This is a genomic window from Dokdonella sp. (assembly GCF_019634815.1).
GTDB lineage: Bacteria > Pseudomonadota > Gammaproteobacteria > Xanthomonadales > Rhodanobacteraceae > Dokdonella_A.
This window is the reverse complement of record NZ_JAHCAP010000038.1, coordinates 1-16,758: the sequence shown is the minus strand read 5'-3', so window position 1 is coordinate 16,758 and position 16,758 is coordinate 1. Positions and strand designations below refer to the sequence as shown.

Below are 16,758 nucleotides of genomic sequence, written 5' to 3'. Positions count from 1 at the left end.
ACGCCCAAGGTGTCGGGATGAATCCCGACCCACGACAGCGAACGCCCAAGGCGTCGGGATGAATCCCGACCCACGACAGCGAACGCCCAAGGCGTCGGGATGAATCCCGACCCACGACAGCGAACGCCCAAGGCGTCGGGATGAATCCCGACCCACGACAGCGAACGCCCAAGGCATCGGGATGAAACCCGACCCATGCAGCACACGTTAAAATGCCGGGATGGAAATCTCCAAGACCTTTCGCATCGAGGCGGCACATCGCCTGCCCAACCTGCCGGCGGCGCACAAGTGCTCGCGCCTGCACGGCCATTCCTTCCAGATCCAGATCCATGTCGATGGTCCACTCGATCCGCGGCTGGGCTGGGTGATGGACTTTGCCGACCTCAAGGCCGCGTTCAGGCCGTTGTTCGAGGTGCTGGACCACCACTACCTCAACGATGTGCCCGGACTGGAGAACCCGACCAGCGAGAACCTCGCGCGCTGGGTCTGGGAGCGCCTCAAGCCCGAAATGCCCCTGCTGTCGGCGGTGACCGTCCACGAAACCTGCACCTCGACCAGCACCTGGCGCGGCGCCTGAGCCATCGCTGCTTTTTCGTGCAACGCCGCAGAACGCGGACACTGATATGAATCCATTGTTTCGAAAGGCTTTCCTGAACGAAAAGCAAGGAAGGCCCGATCGTGTCGGCAGATTCTTGTTGCAATGCACAATGCGACTTGCTAGGATGCTCCCCACACACTCCCAACGAGGGTTCCGCCCATGTTCGAACAGATCAACATCCAGCCGCTCGCCCTGAGCAAGAACTACACCGACGCGTTCGTGAAGGCCCAGGGTCTGGCCCTCGCCGGTTTCGAGCGCATCACCGAACTCAACCTCAAGACCTTCGAAGACCGCGTCAAGGCTTCGGTCGACTTCTGGTCGGCAGCCGCCGAAGTGCGCGACATCGAAACCGTTCAGGCCTTCTGGCCGAAGAGCGCGAAGTTCGTCAAGGAAAGCGCCGAGAAGCTCTACGCCAACGGCCAGGAAGTCCTCGGCGTTTCGCTCAAGACCTCCGAAGCCATCGGTGCGCTGGCCAAGTCGTCGTTCGACGCGACCACCCAGCAGGTCAATGACACCCTGACCAAGACGGTCAAGGCCGGCAAGAAGGCCGCCTGATTCACCCGCTCCCCAGAGAGCGGCGCGTCGCGACCCTCCCCTCCGCATCGCGCGCCGCCAAGGCCGGGCCACAAGCCCGGCCTTTTTTTGTGCCCGTTCCTGCGCCGTGCCGCCGCCGTGCACGCGCATTTCCGGCAACTGATCGGCGTCAAGGCGAGGAGGACTCGCCGGCGTCACGATGGACCGGCGTCGAAACGTGAAAAACCACCGTCGGCCGGCCGTTTTGCTCTCGGATCGACGTTGCGGGTGATGGCGCGTACTTGCTAGAATCGCAGACCTTTTTGGAGAGCCCGTGCGCCTGGAAGCGCAAGGTCGCATTCTCCGACGGCGGGAGCTCCCAGTGCGCAACACCATCGCCCACGGTTGGCGCGTGGCGGCACGTACTGCGGGCCTGCAGTTCGGAGCCACCCTCGCAGTGACCCTGGTCGCCGCCGCAGGGTTCGGGCAGCGGGCGGCGCTGGCTGCATTGCTTGGCGGTGGCAGCGTCTCCATGGGTACGGTTTTGTTCGCATTGCGCTTGTTCGGCCGCGGCATCGCGCCAGCTCGCAGTGTGCTGCGCTCGGCGTGGTCGGCCCAAGCGCTGAAGTGGTTTTGGATGATCGCGGTGCTGTATCTGGCGATCGCCGTTTGGAAGCTGCCGTTTGCCGGCCTGATCGCCGGCATGCTGGCCGCGCAGTTCGCGTTTTGGATCGCCCTCATCGCAACCAGGTAGAACGATGGCCGCCGAAGGAACCGAATCGGTCGACATGACCGGTTACATCCAGCACCACCTGCACCATTGGCAGGTGAAGGTTGGAGACAGCGCTTTCATGACGATCAACGTCGACACGCTGATTTTTACCCTGCTGTGCGCCGTGACCTTCCTGTTCCTGTTCGTGTTCCTTGCGCGTCGCGCGACTTCGGGCGTGCCGGGCAAGTTGCAGTCGATCGTCGAGGCGGTGGTGCTGTTCGTCGACGGACTGGTCAAGGAAACCTTCCACGGCAAGAGCAAGGTCATTGCGCCGATGTCGCTGACGATGTTCGGCCTGATTTTCTTCATGAATTTCCTCGACCTGCTGCCGATCGACCTGTTGCCTTGGGCCTGGGCGAGCGGCCACCAGCTGGCCGGTCACGATCCTGCCCACGCCTATCTGCGCATCGTGCCGACCGCCGATCTCAACACGCCGCTGGGCATGGCGCTCGCAGTGTTCCTCATGACCCAGTACGTGGGCATCAGCCAGAAGGGCGTCGGCCACTTCTTCGGCGAATTCTTCACCGCGCCGTTCCATGCCGAGGGCCCGATCGCCAAGATCCTGCTATCACCCGCCAACCTGCTGCTGCGCCTGATCGAGGAGTGCGTGCGCCCGGTCAGCCTGAGCCTGCGACTGTTCGGCAACATGTATGCGGGCGAGCTCATTTTCGTGCTGATCGCGGTGATGACGCTGGGCGCAACGCTCGCGCACACCTCGACCTGGCTGCTCGGCTTCGGTCAGATCGTCGCCGGCTTCGGCTGGACCGCGTTCCACATCCTGATCATCACGCTGCAGGCCTTCATCTTCATGGTGCTGTCGATCGTCTACCTGAGCATGGCTGCGGAAAGCCATTGAATCAGACGACGTCATTCGCCGGCTCCTGCAACCCGCAACAACAAGCTTTCATCCACCCCAACCCAAGCTACTGAACCACGGAGACAACAATGGAAACCATCGCCAACATCGCCCAGGTCGCTGACGTTCTGAGCATGACGGTCATCGCTGCCGCGCTGCTGATCGGCCTTGGTGCCCTCGGTACCGCGATCGGCTTTGCGATCCTCGGCGGCAAGTTCATCGAAGGCGCCTCGCGCCAGCCGGAACTGACCCCGATGCTGCAGACCAAGATGTTCATCGTCGCCGGCCTGCTCGACGCGGTGCCGATGATCGGCGTGGCCATCGCGCTGCTGCTGCTGTTCGCGAACCCGCTGCTCGGTTCGCTCGGCGTCCACTAATCATCGTTCGGCCGTGAACGGGCGGCGCTTCGGCGTCGCCCCCGCAGGAGCTTTGCAATGACTCCCAATCTCACCCTGGTGATCCAGGGCCTGGCGTTTTTCGCGGTGGTCTGGCTGGTGATGAAATTCGGTTGGCCGCACATCATCGCGGCGATCGAAGACCGCCAGAACAAGATCGCCGAAGGCCTGTCTGCGGCCGAGAAGGCGCGCAAGGATCTCGCCGACGCCGACGCCCGCGTGGCCGATGAAATCCGCAAGGCGCGCGTGGAAGCCGCCGCGATCATCGACAAGGCCAACCAGCAGGCGACGCAGATCGTCGACAAGGCCCGTCAGGATGCCGTGGTCGAAGCGACCAAGCAGAAGGCAATCGCCGCGGCCGACATCGAGGCACAGGCCCACAAGGCGCGCGAGGAACTGCGCGGCAAGGTGGTCGCACTTGCGATGGCCGGCGCGGAGAAGATCCTCAAGCGCGAAATCGACGCCAATGCGCACAAGGCATTGATCGACCAGCTCGTGACCGAGATCTGACATGTCCAGCGCCCTCACCCTCGCCCGTCCGTACGCGCGCGCCGCGTTCGAACTGGCCCGCTCGCGCAGCGCCCTCGGCGAATGGGCCGGCAAGCTCGCTTTTGCGGCGCAGGTTGCCGCCGACGCGCGCGTGGCCGCGCTGTTCGGCGATCCGCGTGTCGCCCAAGCCGATCTGGCCGCGCTGGTAACGCCTGCCGACGAGCCCGCCGATTCGCCGTTCACGGTGTTCGTGCGCTTGCTCGCCGACAACCGGCGTCTGCCGGTGTTGCCCGAGATCGCTGCCCTGTTCGAACAACTCAAGAACGAAGCCGAGCGCACGCTCAAGGTCAACGTGCGTACGGCAACGCCCTTGGGCAGCGAAGAAGCGGCGCGGCTCAAGGAGGCGCTCAAGCGCCGCTTCGGGCGCGACATCCAGATCGAGCAATCGATCGACCCGGAGATGCTCGGCGGCGCGGTGATCGATGCCGGCGACGTCGTCATCGACGGATCGGTACGCGGTCGCCTGGCGCGACTGGGACAGGCTTTGGCGCAGTAATCAACGGCAATCGTCGCGGCGGATGCGCAGACGCGGGCCCGAAGCCCGCAGGCAAGCACGCCACCGATGATTCCCGCAACAAACAACCAGCACGTCGCAGGTGCGGCGCGCAGCGAGGAAGAAACCATGGCAACCACGATCAATCCGTCCGAAATCAGCGAACTCATCAAGAGCCGCATCGAGAAGTTCAAGCTTTCCGCCGAGGCGCGCAACGAAGGCACGCTGACCAGCGTGTCCGACGGCATCGTGCGCATCCACGGGCTCAACGATGCGATGTCCGGCGAAATGATCGAGTTGCCGGGCAATACCTTCGCGCTCGCCCTCAACCTCGAGCGCGACTCGGTTGGCGCGGTCGTGCTCGGTGACTACGAGCACCTGCGCGAAGGCGATACCGCCAAGACCACCGGCCGCATCCTCGAAGTGCCGGTTGGCCGCGAACTGCTCGGCCGCGTGGTCGATGCACTCGGCGCGCCGATCGACGGCAAGGGTCCGCTCAACGCAACGCACAGCTCGCCGGTGGAAAAAGTCGCGCCGGGCGTGATCTGGCGCAAGTCGGTCGACCAGCCGGTGCAGACCGGCTACAAGTCGGTCGACTCGATGATCCCGATCGGCCGCGGCCAGCGCGAGCTGATCATCGGCGACCGCCAGACCGGCAAGACCGCGCTCGCCGTCGACACGATCATCAACCAGAAGGGTTCGGGCATCAAATGCATCTACGTCGCCATCGGCCAGAAGCAGAGCTCGATCGCCAACGTGGTGCGCAAGCTCGAAGAGAATGACGCGCTCGCCCACACCATCATCGTCGCCGCCTCGGCTTCCGAATCGGCGGCGATGCAGTACATCGCCGCCTATTCGGGTTGCGCGATGGGCGAGTACTTCCGCGACAACGGCGAAGATGCGCTGATCATCTACGACGACCTCACCAAGCAGGCCTGGGCCTATCGCCAGATCTCGCTGTTGCTCAAGCGTCCGCCGGGCCGCGAAGCCTATCCGGGTGACGTGTTCTACCTGCACAGCCGCCTGCTCGAGCGCGCCGCGCGCGTCAACGAGGCCTACGTCGAGAAGCACACCAACGGCGCGGTCAAGGGCAAGACCGGCTCGCTCACCGCGCTGCCGATCATCGAGACCCAGGCCGGCGACGTCTCGGCCTTCGTGCCGACCAACGTGATCTCGATCACCGACGGCCAGATCTTCCTCGAAACCGACCTGTTCAACGCCGGCATCCGCCCGGCAGTGAACGCCGGCATCTCGGTGTCGCGCGTGGGTGGCGCGGCGCAGACCAAGATCGTCAAGAAGCTCTCGGGCGGCGTGAAGCTCTCGCTCGCGCAGTTCCGTGAACTTGCCGCCTTTGCGCAGTTCGCTTCCGACCTCGACGCGGCCACCCGCGCCCAGCTCGAACGCGGCCAGCGCGTCACCGAGCTGATGAAGCAGAAGCAATACGCGCCGCTGTCGATCGCCGAACTGGCGCTGTCGGTGTACGCGGCCGAAAAGGGCTTCCTCGACGACCTGCCGCTCAACAAGGTGCTGCCGTTCGAAGCCGCGCTGCACGCGCACTTCCACAACAATTATGGCGACCTGATGAAGAACATCGTCGCCACCGGCGACTGGAACAACGACATCGAGGCCAGCTTCAAGAAGGGCCTGGAAGAGTTCAAGAAGACCGGCAGCTGGTAACGCGCTCGCGCGTGGATCGCGCAACGAACCCGACCGGACGATTCGTCGTCACCTTACCGACAGGTTGAAGCAAACGTGGCAGGCGCAAGAGAAATCCGCACCAAGATCAAGAGCGTGCAAAACACCCGCAAGGTGACGCGCGCGCTGGAGATGGTCTCGGCATCGAAAATCCGCAAGGCGCAGGACCTCATGCGTGCCTCGCGCCCGTACTCACGCGCGATGCGCCAGGTGATTGGCCATCTCGCCCACGCCAACGTCGAGTACAAGCATCCGTTCCTGATCGAACGCGAAGCGATCAAGCGCGTCGGCTACGTGATCGTGTCGACCGACCGCGGCCTGTGCGGCGGCCTCAACACCAATATGTTCCGCAAGGCGATCAGTGACATCCGTGCCTGGCAGGACAAGGGCGTCGAAGTCGATCTCGTCTGCATCGGCCAGAAGGCGGTGCAGCTGTTCCGTCGCCTCAAGGTCAACATGGTCGGCAGCGTGACGCATCTGGGCGAGCGCCCGCAGATCGCCCAGCTGATCGGCGTGATCAAGGTGATGCTCGATGCCTACAGCGGCGGCCAGATCGACCGCCTGCACATTGTCTACAACGACTTCGTCAACACCATGACGCAGCGTTCGACCATCGACCAGTTGCTGCCCTTGCCGCCGTCCTCGGATCTGGCCGGCACGCATGCCTGGGATTACCTGTACGAACCCGATGCGGAAACCGTGCTCGAACACGTGCTCACGCGCTACATCGAGTCGCTGGTGTATCAGGCCGTGCTGGAAAACCTCGCCAGCGAGCATGCCGCGCGCATGGTGGCGATGAAGGCCGCCTCGGACAACGCGACCAAGGCGATCGGTTCGCTCACCCTGGTCTACAACAAGGCGCGTCAGGCGGCGATCACCCAGGAAATCTCGGAAATCGTCGGCGGCGCAGCAGCTGTGTGAGTGCGATCGTCCGTGATCGCGAAGATCAAAAAGCGGCCAACCGTGGCCGCACTTGGAATAACCAATGCGATCGTCCGTGATCGCGAATTGAAATGAGCGGCACGGCTTGCGCCGCGCCAACACAAGTTTGAAAGAGTCATCCGGAGCATCCCAATGAGCCAAGGCAAAGTCGTACAAATCATCGGCGCCGTCGTCGACGTCGAGTTCCCGCGCGAGTCCGTGCCGAAGGTGTACGACGCGCTCAAGATCGAAGGCATGCCGATCACGCTGGAAGTCCAGCAGCAGCTCGGTGATGGCGTCGTGCGCACCATCGCGCTCGGCTCCACCGACGGCCTCAAGCGCGGCCTGGTGGTCAACAACACCGGCGATGGCATCAAGGTGCCGGTCGGCAAGGCCACGCTCGGTCGCATCATGGATGTGCTCGGCAATCCGATCGACGAAGCCGGTCCGATCGATGCCCAGGACCAGTGGGTGATCCACCGCGCTGCGCCGTCCTACGACGAGCAGGCAGCCGCCAATGAACTGCTGGAAACCGGCATCAAGGTCATCGATCTGGTCTGCCCATTCGCCAAGGGCGGCAAGGTCGGCCTGTTCGGCGGCGCCGGCGTGGGCAAGACCGTGAACATGCTTGAGCTCATCAACAACATCGCCACCCAGCACGCCGGTCTGTCGGTGTTCGCGGGCGTGGGTGAGCGTACCCGCGAAGGCAACGACTTCTATCACGAGATGATCGACGCCGGCGTGGTCAAGCTCGACGACAAGTCGCAATCGAAGGTGGCAATGGTCTACGGCCAGATGAACGAGCCGCCGGGCAACCGCCTGCGCGTCGCGCTGACCGGCCTGACCATGGCCGAGTATTTCCGCGACGAGAAGGATGCCAGCGGCAAGGGCAAGGACGTGCTGTTCTTCGTCGACAACATCTACCGCTACACCTTGGCCGGCACCGAAGTGTCGGCGCTGCTGGGACGCATGCCGTCCGCCGTGGGCTACCAGCCGACCCTGGCCGAGGAAATGGGCGTGCTGCAGGAACGCATCACCTCGACCAAGACCGGCTCGATCACCTCGATCCAGGCCGTCTACGTGCCTGCCGACGACTACACCGACCCCTCGCCCGCGACCACCTTCGCGCATCTGGACTCGACCGTGGCGCTGTCGCGCGACATCGCATCCCTGGGCATCTATCCGGCGGTCGATCCGCTGGCCTCGACCAGCCGCCAGCTCGACCCGCTGGTGATCGGTCAGGAACATTACGAGGTCGCGCGCCGCGTGCAGGGCACCCTGCAGCGCTACAAGGAACTCAAGGACATCATCGCGATCCTGGGCATGGATGAGCTCAGCGAAGACGACCGCAACACGGTGTTCCGCGCGCGCAAGATCGAGCGCTTCTTCTCGCAGCCGTTCACGGTGGCGCAGGTGTTCACCGGCGCACCGGGCAAGTACGTCTCGCTCAAGGAAACCATCCGCGGCTTCAAGATGATCGTCGACGGCGAATGCGATCACCTGCCGGAGCAGGCGTTCTACATGGTCGGCGGCATCGACGAGGCCTTCGAGAAGGCCAAGACGATGGCGCAGAAGGCGGCTTGATTCGCACCGGGAATGGAGCGGCGGGAATCGGCAATCGTTGAAGGCAAAGCCTCGCGAAACCCGATTCCCGACCCGCAATTCCCGATTCCCGGCCCCCGATTCCCGATTCCCGATCAGAGACAGCCATGAGCACCATCCGTTGCGACATCGTCAGTGCCGAGCAGGAAATCTTCCACGGCAGCGCGCAAATGGTCATCGCCAGCGGTGAGGCCGGCGAGCTCGGCATCGCGCCGCGTCACGCGCCGCTGATCACGCGCCTCAAGCCGGGTCAGGTGCGCCTGCTGCTCGAGAACGGCGAGGAACAGTTCTTCTACGTGTCCGGCGGCATTCTCGAAGTGCAGCCGAGCGTGGTGACGATCCTTGCCGACACCGCGATCCGCGCCAAGGACCTCGACGAGTCGGCCGCACTCAAGGCCAAGGACGAAGCCGAGCGTGCGCTTGCCAACCGCGCTGATGCGATGGAAATCGCCCAGGCCCAGGCCCAGCTCGCGCAAGCCGTCGCACAGTTGCAGGCTCTGGAGAAACTGCGCCGCTCGCTCAAGCATTGACTTGTGCGATCCCTCCCGGATCGCACTGCCCGGGTGGGTTCTGGCACAACGGAGCACACGCCCTGACGTGGCTTCATTGAATTTCGACGCCGGCGCAAGCCGGCGTTCTTGTTTGCGGCATCCTCTTCGCCGCGCGCGACTCAGCGTGGTCTACTGTGGCGATGAACCTGCCTGCCCTGCCACAACGTTGGCCTGTCTTGTTGCTGATCCTGCTGGTGCTGCAGGCACCCCTGATCCTCAATCCCGGCTGGTTCAGCCACGACGAACTGCAATGGGCCGCGCGCGCTGCGGTGCCGCACTTCGGCGAATTGCCCTGGCTCGGCTGGACAGAATTTCAACAGTTCCAGTATCGACCGCTCACCTTCAACCTCTGGCTGGCCATCTCGTGGCTGTGTTTCGACACACCCTGGCAGATGCACGCGCTGTTCGTGCTGCTCGGCAGCGTCAATGCGCTGCTGCTCGCAGCCGTGCTGCGCGACGCACAGTTGCCCGCGCGCACCGCCAGCGCAGCCGCGATCGTGTTCTGCCTGTCGCCCTGCGTCGTCTACGTGCATGCCTGGGTCGGCACACTCGCCGATCTGCTGGTGATGCTCGCGGGCCTGTCTGCGCTGCGGCTGACGCAGGCCTGCGCGCAGGCATCGCCGCGACGCATGCTCATCCTCGCGATCGCCCTGCCCGCGCTGACGACGGCGGCCCTGCTGTGCAAGGAATCGGCGATCGTCCTGCCTGCGTTCCTGCTCCTTGCGCTTCATCGCCATTCGCATCCACGCCGCGCGCTGCTCCTGATTGCATTCGCTGCGCTGCCGGTTCTGGCCTATCTCGCGCTTCGCCTTGGCATCCTGCTGGATCCGCCGCGCACGCACACTGGCTATGACTGGAGCCTGCACAACCCGCCTGCGCGGCTGGCCGAATACCTGCTGTTTCCGTTCATGCCGCTGTTCGAACCCAGCGCCACACTCGGCAAACCCCTGCCAATGCTGTTGTTTGCAGCGGCCTGCCTCGCACTCGTGTTCGGCGCACTCGCGCGACGCGGCTGGCGCTGGCCGTTGGTTTGGCTGGGCATGATCACGGCCTTGCTGGCACCGGTCCTTCTGCTCGCCACCAGCTATGCCCAGTACGCCTACCTCGCCAGTGCCGCCGCGATCGGCATTGCCGCGGCCGCCTGGCCCGGGCTGTCACGCAAGACACGCATCGTGCTCGGCGGCGTCGGCGTGACGGTGATTGCGCATGGATGCCTGATGATGGTGGTGATGGTTCGCGTCGGCATGATCGAGCGCAATTTCAACGCCGACCTGCATGCCTTGCTCGCGGGCGGCGCTGCGTCGCTGGTCATCGCCCCGGCGAGCGACGCCAAGCCCTGGATCCTGCGGCGCCTGCTGCATGAGGTGCCGCAATACCGTCACGCGCGTCTTGCCCAAGCCGGCGAGAAGCCCGACTTCTTCATGCAAGGCGACGGCCATCTGCTGGCGTCCATGCCGTGACGTGCACGGCGGGGCCCTGTGCATCGATGACGGCAAGGCGTCGATCAGACCGTCGTTTGCGCGCGCCTCAGGACAATTCAAGCTCTCGCCGACCGCGCGAGCGCGCTCCGCAGTGGATCAAGCAGCGCGCCGTAGCGATTCGTGCGTGCCGTGTCCCGACGCAGCGGTTCGCGCACCTGCGCCGCGCTCGCGGTGCGCACGCTGCGCGTGGCCTCGTGCGGCGCGAGGCAGGCGGCATCGAACGGCAGGCCGCAGAACTCGAGCAGCTCGCGCGTGCGTCGTTCGGGATCGGCGAGCAGATCCTCGTAGACCTGTTCGTGGATGCGCCCGTGCAGCCTCTGCTGCCACTGCCGCATGGTCGCATCGCAACACCGCCAATACGCGGCAAGATCATCGAAATCGTAGCTGTAGTTGTGCGCGGCCCAGAAAATCTGCCGGAAACACGACCAGCAGGTCTCCACCGGATCGCGCCGGCAATGCACGATGCGCGCGCCGGGCAGCATGCGCGCAATCGCCGCGCTGTAGACCCAGTTGCCGGGCATCTTGTCGGTGAAGCGCGGGCGCTGCGTGCGCCAGCGTGCGGTGCGCTGCAGGTAGGCCTCGCCCAGTCGCCGCCAGTCCGTTGCGTTCGCCTGCGCAACCCATTGCGGGAAGGGCATGCCGCGGCGCTGCGACTCGGCGCCGAGCACGGCGCCCAGATCGGCGAGTTCGCTCGCGCCTTCGACTTGCGGATTCGCGGCAAGGATCTGCTCGGTGAGCGTGGATGCCGAACGCGGCATGCCGACGATGAAGATCACCTCGTGTCCGAAGTCATCGTCACTCGCAACAGGCACGGCATCGAACGCCGCGATGACTCTCGCGATCCAGTCATCGAACGCGGCTGACTGCCACGCAAACAGCGGTCGCGCCAAGGCGTTGGCAGCGCGGTAGGCGGTGAACGCCTCGGCATCACGCCCGACGTCATCCAGCGCCTTGGCCAGCGCGAAACGCGCGCCCAGTTGTTCCTCGATGCGCAGGTCGCGACGCTCGACCAGATTCCGCAGCGCGGCCAGATCGTCATCCGTCAGCCGCGCCGACTTGAGATTGGCCAGCCCCCACCACGCCAGCCCCGAGCGCGGCTCGCGTTGCAGCAGCTTTCGATACTCATCCGCCGACGCCGCGGTCTGGCCGTGCATCATCAACGCTTCGGCAAGCGCGAAGCGCGCCGAATCGAGCGCGGGATCGAGCTCGAGTGCACGCCGCAGCGGCACCAGTGCTGCCTCGACCTCCCCGCACAGTACATGGCACTTGCCAAGGTTGAACCACGCGGCGGCGAAATCCGGCGCGAGCGAACAGGCGCGTTGCAGTTCCCCGAGCGCGGCCGCGTGCTCGCCGCGCTCACCGAGCAGACTGCCCAGCGCGTTGGCGATCGGGGCATCACGCGGCGCAAGCGCAGCAGCCTCGCGCAATTGCGCCAATGCCGGCTCGATCTGCCCCAGGCCCTGCAGGGCCAGTGCATGGGCGAAGCGCAGGCCTGCATCGCGCGGCACGTGTTGCAATGCGGCGGCGAAACAAGCCTGTGCCTGGACGAAATCGCCGGCATCGAGGCAGGCATGACCGCGTGCGATCTGCTGCGCGAGTGGATCGAACGGTTGCCTGGAGCCGATGGGCGGTTGCTGATTCATGCGGGACACGGTGTCGGCAGCGAAACGGCTGGACTCGAACCCACAACAGTACGCCATTGCCGGCGTTTGCGCGTCTAGAATGTCGCCACCACCACGCGCCCCTGGAGACTCCCGTGGCCACAGCCCCCCTGCACGTCATTCTCCTCGCCGCAGGCGAAGGCAAACGCATGAAGTCGGGGCGCGCCAAGGTGCTGATGCCGCTCGCGGGTCGCCCTATGCTCGCCCACGTACTCGATACCGCGCGCGCGCTGCAACCGGCACGCATTCACATGGTCTACGGTCACCTCGGTGAGCAGGTGCAGGCTGCGGCGACGGATCTGGGCGACATCACCTGGACCCTGCAGGCCGAACAGCGCGGCACCGGCCATGCGGTGCAACTGGCACTGCAGCAGATTCCCGACGAAGCGCGCGTGCTGGTGCTCTATGGTGACGTGCCGCTGGTGCAGGCGCAGACCCTGCGTCGCCTGCTCGACAAGGAAGAGCCGCTGGCGGCGATCGTTGCACATCTGGACAGTCCTTACGGCTATGGCCGCGTCGTGCGCGACGGCATCGGTCGCATCCGTGCGATCGTCGAGGAAAAGGACGCCTCGCCCGATCAGCGCGCCATCACCTGCATCAACAGCGGCATCCTTGCCGCCGACGCGCGCCGCCTGCGCACCTGGATCGCCAACCTCACCAGCAACAACAGCCAGGGCGAGTTGTATCTCACCGATGTGTTCCTGCAGGCCTCCGAAGAGGGCATCCCCGCCTCGGCCGAGGTGTGCGCCAATCCGCAGGAAGTCTTCGGCGCCAATGATCCCTGGCAACTCGCGGGCCTCGAGCGCATGCACCAGCGCAGCCGCGCCACCCAGCTCGCGGCTGCCGGCGTGCGGTTCGCCGACCCGATGCGCTTCGACCTGCGCGGTGACGTGCGCGTGGGCCGCGATGTCGAGATCGACATCGACGTGATCCTCGAAGGTCTGGTCGAAATCGGTGACGACGTACGCATCGGCCCGTACTGCCGCATCCGCAATTCGACGCTCGCCGCCGGCACCGTGGTGCATTCGCACTGCAACCTAGATGGCGTGGTCACCCACGGCCCGTGTTCGATCGGCCCGTTCGCGCGGCTGCGTTCGGGCACCGCGATTGCCGAAGGCGCGCACGTCGGCAACTTCGTCGAGACCAAGCAGACGCGCATCGGTGCGCGCAGCAAGGTCGGCCACCTGAGCTACCTCGGCGACACCCATGTCGGCGAGGACGTCAATGTCGGCGCCGGCACCATCACCTGCAACTACGATGGTGTGCGCAAGCACGCCACGCTGATCGAGGATGGCGCCTTCATCGGCTCCAATGCCTCGCTGGTCGCACCGGTGCGCATCGGCAAGCAGGCCACGGTCGGTGCGGGCTCGGTGATCACGCGTGAAGCACCCGATGGCGAACTCAGCCTCGCGCGCGCGAAACAGACCATCGTCGATGGCTGGAAGCGCCCGGAAAAGGGAGACTGATCACTTGCCACACCTGCGCACCTTCGCTCCCGCCCTGGCTGTGGGCAAGCAATGAATACCGCTGCCTTGCCTGCTGACGACGAGCTGCAACTGGCGGTGATCGGCCTGGGCTATGTCGGCCTGCCGCTCGCGGTCGCCTTCGGGCGCGTGCTGCCGACGCTCGGCTTCGACATCGATGCCGAGCGCGTGGCCGAGCTGTCCGCGGGCAAGGACCGCACCCTTGAAGTCAGTGGCGATGAACTGCGCTCCGCGCACGCCTTGCGTCTGACCGCCGACGCGGCCGAGCTGCGCAACTGCACGGTCTTCATCGTCACCGTGCCCACCCCGATCGACGAGGCCAAGCGTCCCGACCTGCGTCCACTCGAGGCCGCCAGCCGCAGCGTCGGCCGCGCGATTGCGCGCGGCTCCGTGGTGGTCTTCGAGTCGACCGTCTATCCCGGCGCCACCGAAGAGGTGTGCGTGCCGATCATCGAACGCGAGTCCGGACTGGTGTACAACCGCGACTTCTTCGTCGGCTACAGTCCGGAAAGGATCAACCCGGGGGATCGCGAGCATCGCCTCGAAGCGATCCTCAAGATCACCTCGGGCTCGACGCCGGCAGCCGCCGACTTCGTCGATGCGCTGTACCGGCGCATCATCCGTGCCGGCACGCACAAGGCTTCGAGCATCCGCGTCGCCGAGGCCGCCAAGGTGATCGAGAACACCCAGCGCGACCTCAACATCGCGCTGGTCAACGAACTGGCGCTGATTTTCCACCGGCTGGGCATCGACACCGGCGAGGTGCTCGCCGCGGCCCGCACCAAGTGGAACTTCCTGCCGTTCAAGCCGGGCCTCGTCGGTGGCCACTGCATCGGCGTGGACCCGTACTACCTCACGCACAAGGCCCAGCAGATCGGCTACCACCCCGAAGTGATCCTGTCCGGGCGGCGCATCAACGACGGCATGGGCGAACACGTCGCCCAGCGCGTGGTCAAGCTGATGGCGCAGCGGCGCATCGCGCTCGCCGACGCCCGCATCCTCGTGCTGGGCCTGGCCTTCAAGGAGAACTGCCCCGACCTGCGCAACACGCGCGTGATCGACGTGGTACGCGAACTGCAGAGCTATCGCACGCAGGTTGATGTCCACGACCCGTGGATCGACGCTGCGCAAGCACGCGACGAATACGGCATCGAACGCGTCGATGCACTGGCGCCCGGGCGCTATGACGCGATCGTCCTCGCCGTCGCGCACCAGCAGTTCATCGAATTGGGCGCGAACGGCATCCGCGCACTGGGCAAGCCGCAGTGCGTGTTGTTCGACGTCAAGCACGCACTGCCGCTCCAGGCGGTCGACGATCGGCTGTAGGCGCACCCGCCGCGCGGTCATGACCCGGCACTGCAGGCAGCGTCGCCTGTACTCTCCCCACCGGTATTGCCCTAATTTGCGTATCCGCCCACCCGTGGCATGCTCACCGTGCGTGCCACGAAGGCCGTCTTGTTTACCCAAGGAGGAAATCCATGATCCGATCCCTGCATACCCTCGCCCTGGCCGCCGCGCTCGCCGTGGGCGCTCCGGCGCTGGCCGCTCCGCCCGATGGCGGCGCCGCTGCCACCAAGGCCGCAGCCAACCCGCCGTCCTGGTATCACTACGCTTGGGACATCCCCATCATCAAGGGCGAGTACATCCCGATCAACGGCGGCACACTCGGCTCGCTCGGACTCACCTACACCGACGACGCCAACCACACCTTCGGCGTCTCGACCTTCTACTACGACGCCGCTGGCACGCCGCAGACCGATGCCACCGGCGGGGTCATCACGATCAACGATGATGCCACCCTGCGCGCCACGGGCGTCATCGCCTCCACGCCCATCAGCTATTTCAAGATGAGCAACGGCCCCTGCCGGGGCTGCGCGGATCATCCGCGCACGCAGACCCAGACCAGCGATGTCGGCAAGTTCGAGTGGACCGGCCCGCGCTCGGGCCGCTACACGCTCAACGGCCAGACCCAGGACATGGTGGAGGCCGTCAGCGGCCCGCCGCTGGTCGCGCCGACCGATTTCTCGGGGCGGTGGTTGCTGGTGATTCGGAGTGATTTCGCGCCCGCCACGGCCGCGCCCGATGTCTTCACTCACCACGAGTTCGTTTCTTTCGTCGATCTGGTGCCGGTCACCCAGGCGCGCACGTACACGGTGGTGACCTCACCGGGGCAAGGCTTGGTGCCGGTTGGGGTCGATCTGCCGCCGCCCGGTGCGCGGCTGTATGACGTGACCTGCACCGTGCCCGCGACGATCAACACCCCCGCGCCCTGCCGCCTTGACTGGTTTCTGAACGGCAGCTCGACCGAGTACACGCTCTGGTTCGATGGCAACAACGTCGGGCGCTTCCTGGGCGTCAAGCGCGTTGCCGACACGCGCACGGTGTTCGACTATGGCTTTGAATATCCGCGCGTCTATGGCGTCGCCAACACGGTCATCGGGCGCAAGGCCCAACCGGCGGTCTGGGACGGCGTGTATTACACCATCGACGAGTTTGCGCTGTTTCGCGCCTCGCCTGCGGTGTCCGCAGGTGGCACCTGGCAGCCCAAGTGAGGAGGGTTCCTGCAAGGCCGATCCGAGCGGATCGGCCTTGCAGGCCGCGTGAACGGCTCAGGGGCAGGTCGTTTTCGGTTTGCTCCAGTGGTAGGAGCAGCAGGCGCCCGCAAAGCTCTGGTTGACACCGGTGCCGCCGGTCGGGCTGTGTATCAGGGTCTTGTTGACCCACACGTCCGAGCGGCAGAAGCCCCTGACCACCGTGACCTGGTTCATCGTGATGGTGCCGGTCTGGTAGTTGTCGAAACATGGATCGCCGTTCGGACAGTTGCCTGCTGCCGCCGGCCTCGGCTCATCGGCCATGTTGTTGGTGAAATAGCCCACGCCGATGGGCGTGACCGCGCCCGATTGGCAGTTGGAAACGATCGCCGAAGCCTCGTAGTGCCGGCCCGGCCCGAGCGGACAGGTGTCGGCTTCCGGCGGCGCGGCGCATTCGCCCGCGAAGTTGCCCATGATCGGCCGGTAGGTAGAGCGGCGATCCCAGCCCGGATAGTAGTTGCCGGAGACTGTGCCCGTGCCGACATCGAGCGTGTAGATCTGGCAGCCCTCGTAGACCTTCTCCCCCGGCGTGCCGGCGGTCGGATCGGTGCCGATGTTGTCGTCGGGATCGAGATCCTTGAAGTTGACGAAGGCCA

The 16,758-nt window shown here is 65.3% G+C and carries 17 protein-coding genes; 15 read left to right on the top strand and 2 right to left on the bottom strand.

What is annotated here, in order from left to right; translation table 11 throughout:
* The first annotated feature begins 220 nt into the window (after positions 1-220).
* The 12 genes from queD to KF759_RS13645 all read left to right on the top strand — a co-directional run bounded on the left by queD (position 221) and on the right by KF759_RS13645 (position 10,405).
* Positions 221-577 carry a 6-carboxytetrahydropterin synthase QueD gene (gene queD / locus KF759_RS13700; protein WP_291226401.1) on the top strand — a complete coding sequence of 119 codons (357 nt, stop codon included), beginning with the start codon at positions 221-223 and terminating at the stop codon, positions 575-577.
* Between the two features lie 180 nt (positions 578-757).
* A complete protein-coding gene (locus KF759_RS13695) occupies positions 758-1,153 on the top strand; it encodes a phasin family protein (RefSeq protein WP_291226400.1) in 396 nt (131 codons plus the stop codon).
* A 292-nt stretch (positions 1,154-1,445) separates the two neighbouring features.
* Positions 1,446-1,865, top strand: a complete 420-nt coding sequence (locus KF759_RS13690; RefSeq protein ID WP_345777436.1) for an ATP synthase subunit I — start codon at positions 1,446-1,448, stop codon at positions 1,863-1,865.
* A 4-nt stretch (positions 1,866-1,869) separates the two neighbouring features.
* Positions 1,870-2,739, top strand: a complete 870-nt coding sequence (gene atpB, locus KF759_RS13685) for a F0F1 ATP synthase subunit A (RefSeq protein ID WP_291226399.1) — start codon at positions 1,870-1,872, stop codon at positions 2,737-2,739.
* A gap of 89 nt (positions 2,740-2,828) precedes the next feature.
* A complete protein-coding gene (gene atpE / locus KF759_RS13680) occupies positions 2,829-3,116 on the top strand; it encodes a F0F1 ATP synthase subunit C (RefSeq protein ID WP_306524192.1) in 288 nt (95 codons plus the stop codon).
* Between the two features lie 57 nt (positions 3,117-3,173).
* Positions 3,174-3,644 (top strand): F0F1 ATP synthase subunit B, encoded by a 471-nt coding sequence (locus KF759_RS13675; RefSeq protein WP_291226398.1) that lies wholly within the window; start codon positions 3,174-3,176, stop codon positions 3,642-3,644.
* Between the two features lies 1 nt (position 3,645).
* On the top strand, positions 3,646-4,179 hold the full coding sequence (locus tag KF759_RS13670) for a F0F1 ATP synthase subunit delta (RefSeq protein WP_291226397.1): 534 nt from the start codon (positions 3,646-3,648) through the stop codon (positions 4,177-4,179).
* A 126-nt stretch (positions 4,180-4,305) separates the two neighbouring features.
* Positions 4,306-5,853, top strand: a complete 1,548-nt coding sequence (atpA, locus tag KF759_RS13665) for a F0F1 ATP synthase subunit alpha (RefSeq protein WP_291226402.1) — start codon at positions 4,306-4,308, stop codon at positions 5,851-5,853.
* Between the two features lie 75 nt (positions 5,854-5,928).
* Positions 5,929-6,792, top strand: a complete 864-nt coding sequence (atpG, locus tag KF759_RS13660) for a F0F1 ATP synthase subunit gamma (RefSeq protein ID WP_291226396.1) — start codon at positions 5,929-5,931, stop codon at positions 6,790-6,792.
* Between the two features lie 153 nt (positions 6,793-6,945).
* Complete coding sequence (gene atpD, locus KF759_RS13655; protein ID WP_291226395.1) at positions 6,946-8,376, top strand: F0F1 ATP synthase subunit beta; 1,431 nt, start codon at positions 6,946-6,948, stop codon at positions 8,374-8,376.
* Between the two features lie 125 nt (positions 8,377-8,501).
* Positions 8,502-8,924 (top strand): F0F1 ATP synthase subunit epsilon, encoded by a 423-nt coding sequence (locus KF759_RS13650; protein ID WP_291226394.1) that lies wholly within the window; start codon positions 8,502-8,504, stop codon positions 8,922-8,924.
* A 161-nt stretch (positions 8,925-9,085) separates the two neighbouring features.
* Positions 9,086-10,405: a hypothetical protein gene (locus tag KF759_RS13645; protein ID WP_291226393.1), complete on the top strand. Its 1,320-nt coding sequence runs from the start codon at positions 9,086-9,088 to the stop codon at positions 10,403-10,405.
* 77 nt (positions 10,406-10,482) lie between these two features.
* Here KF759_RS13645 and KF759_RS13640 read toward each other — a convergent pair whose 3' ends face one another.
* Positions 10,483-12,069, bottom strand: coding sequence for a sulfotransferase (locus KF759_RS13640; RefSeq protein ID WP_291226392.1), 1,587 nt, complete (start codon positions 12,067-12,069; stop codon positions 10,483-10,485).
* Between the two features lie 113 nt (positions 12,070-12,182).
* On the opposite strand from KF759_RS13640, the gene glmU reads away from it, so the two are divergent.
* The 3 genes from glmU to KF759_RS13625 all read left to right on the top strand — a co-directional run bounded on the left by glmU (position 12,183) and on the right by KF759_RS13625 (position 16,123).
* Complete coding sequence (gene glmU / locus KF759_RS13635; protein ID WP_291226391.1) at positions 12,183-13,553, top strand: bifunctional UDP-N-acetylglucosamine diphosphorylase/glucosamine-1-phosphate N-acetyltransferase GlmU; 1,371 nt, start codon at positions 12,183-12,185, stop codon at positions 13,551-13,553.
* A 51-nt stretch (positions 13,554-13,604) separates the two neighbouring features.
* On the top strand, positions 13,605-14,897 hold the full coding sequence (locus KF759_RS13630; protein ID WP_291226390.1) for a nucleotide sugar dehydrogenase: 1,293 nt from the start codon (positions 13,605-13,607) through the stop codon (positions 14,895-14,897).
* A 152-nt stretch (positions 14,898-15,049) separates the two neighbouring features.
* Positions 15,050-16,123, top strand: coding sequence for a hypothetical protein (locus tag KF759_RS13625; RefSeq protein WP_291226389.1), 1,074 nt, complete (start codon positions 15,050-15,052; stop codon positions 16,121-16,123).
* A gap of 57 nt (positions 16,124-16,180) precedes the next feature.
* Here the strand turns inward: KF759_RS13625 and KF759_RS13620 are convergent.
* The coding region (locus tag KF759_RS13620; protein ID WP_291226388.1) for a hypothetical protein at positions 16,181-16,758 on the bottom strand (578 nt) is incomplete at its 5' end.

Bases quoted from the DNA above. Each gene is read 5' to 3' on its own strand.
- KF759_RS13670 (WP_291226397.1), top strand. From the start codon at position 3,646: ATGTCCAGCGCCCTCACCCTCGCCCGTCCGTACGCGCGCGCCGCGTTC.
- atpA (WP_291226402.1), top strand. From the start codon at position 4,306: ATGGCAACCACGATCAATCCGTCCGAAATCAGCGAACTCATCAAGAGC.
- KF759_RS13695 (WP_291226400.1), top strand. From the start codon at position 758: ATGTTCGAACAGATCAACATCCAGCCGCTCGCCCTGAGCAAGAACTAC.
- KF759_RS13630 (WP_291226390.1), top strand. From the start codon at position 13,605: ATGAATACCGCTGCCTTGCCTGCTGACGACGAGCTGCAACTGGCGGTG.
- atpB (WP_291226399.1), top strand. From the start codon at position 1,870: ATGGCCGCCGAAGGAACCGAATCGGTCGACATGACCGGTTACATCCAG.
- KF759_RS13675 (WP_291226398.1), top strand. From the start codon at position 3,174: ATGACTCCCAATCTCACCCTGGTGATCCAGGGCCTGGCGTTTTTCGCG.
- KF759_RS13650 (WP_291226394.1), top strand. From the start codon at position 8,502: ATGAGCACCATCCGTTGCGACATCGTCAGTGCCGAGCAGGAAATCTTC.
- atpD (WP_291226395.1), top strand. From the start codon at position 6,946: ATGAGCCAAGGCAAAGTCGTACAAATCATCGGCGCCGTCGTCGACGTC.
- KF759_RS13645 (WP_291226393.1), top strand. From the start codon at position 9,086: ATGAACCTGCCTGCCCTGCCACAACGTTGGCCTGTCTTGTTGCTGATC.
- KF759_RS13640 (WP_291226392.1), bottom strand. From the start codon at position 12,069: ATGAATCAGCAACCGCCCATCGGCTCCAGGCAACCGTTCGATCCACTC.
- atpE (WP_306524192.1), top strand. From the start codon at position 2,829: ATGGAAACCATCGCCAACATCGCCCAGGTCGCTGACGTTCTGAGCATG.
- queD (WP_291226401.1), top strand. From the start codon at position 221: ATGGAAATCTCCAAGACCTTTCGCATCGAGGCGGCACATCGCCTGCCC.
- KF759_RS13625 (WP_291226389.1), top strand. From the start codon at position 15,050: ATGATCCGATCCCTGCATACCCTCGCCCTGGCCGCCGCGCTCGCCGTG.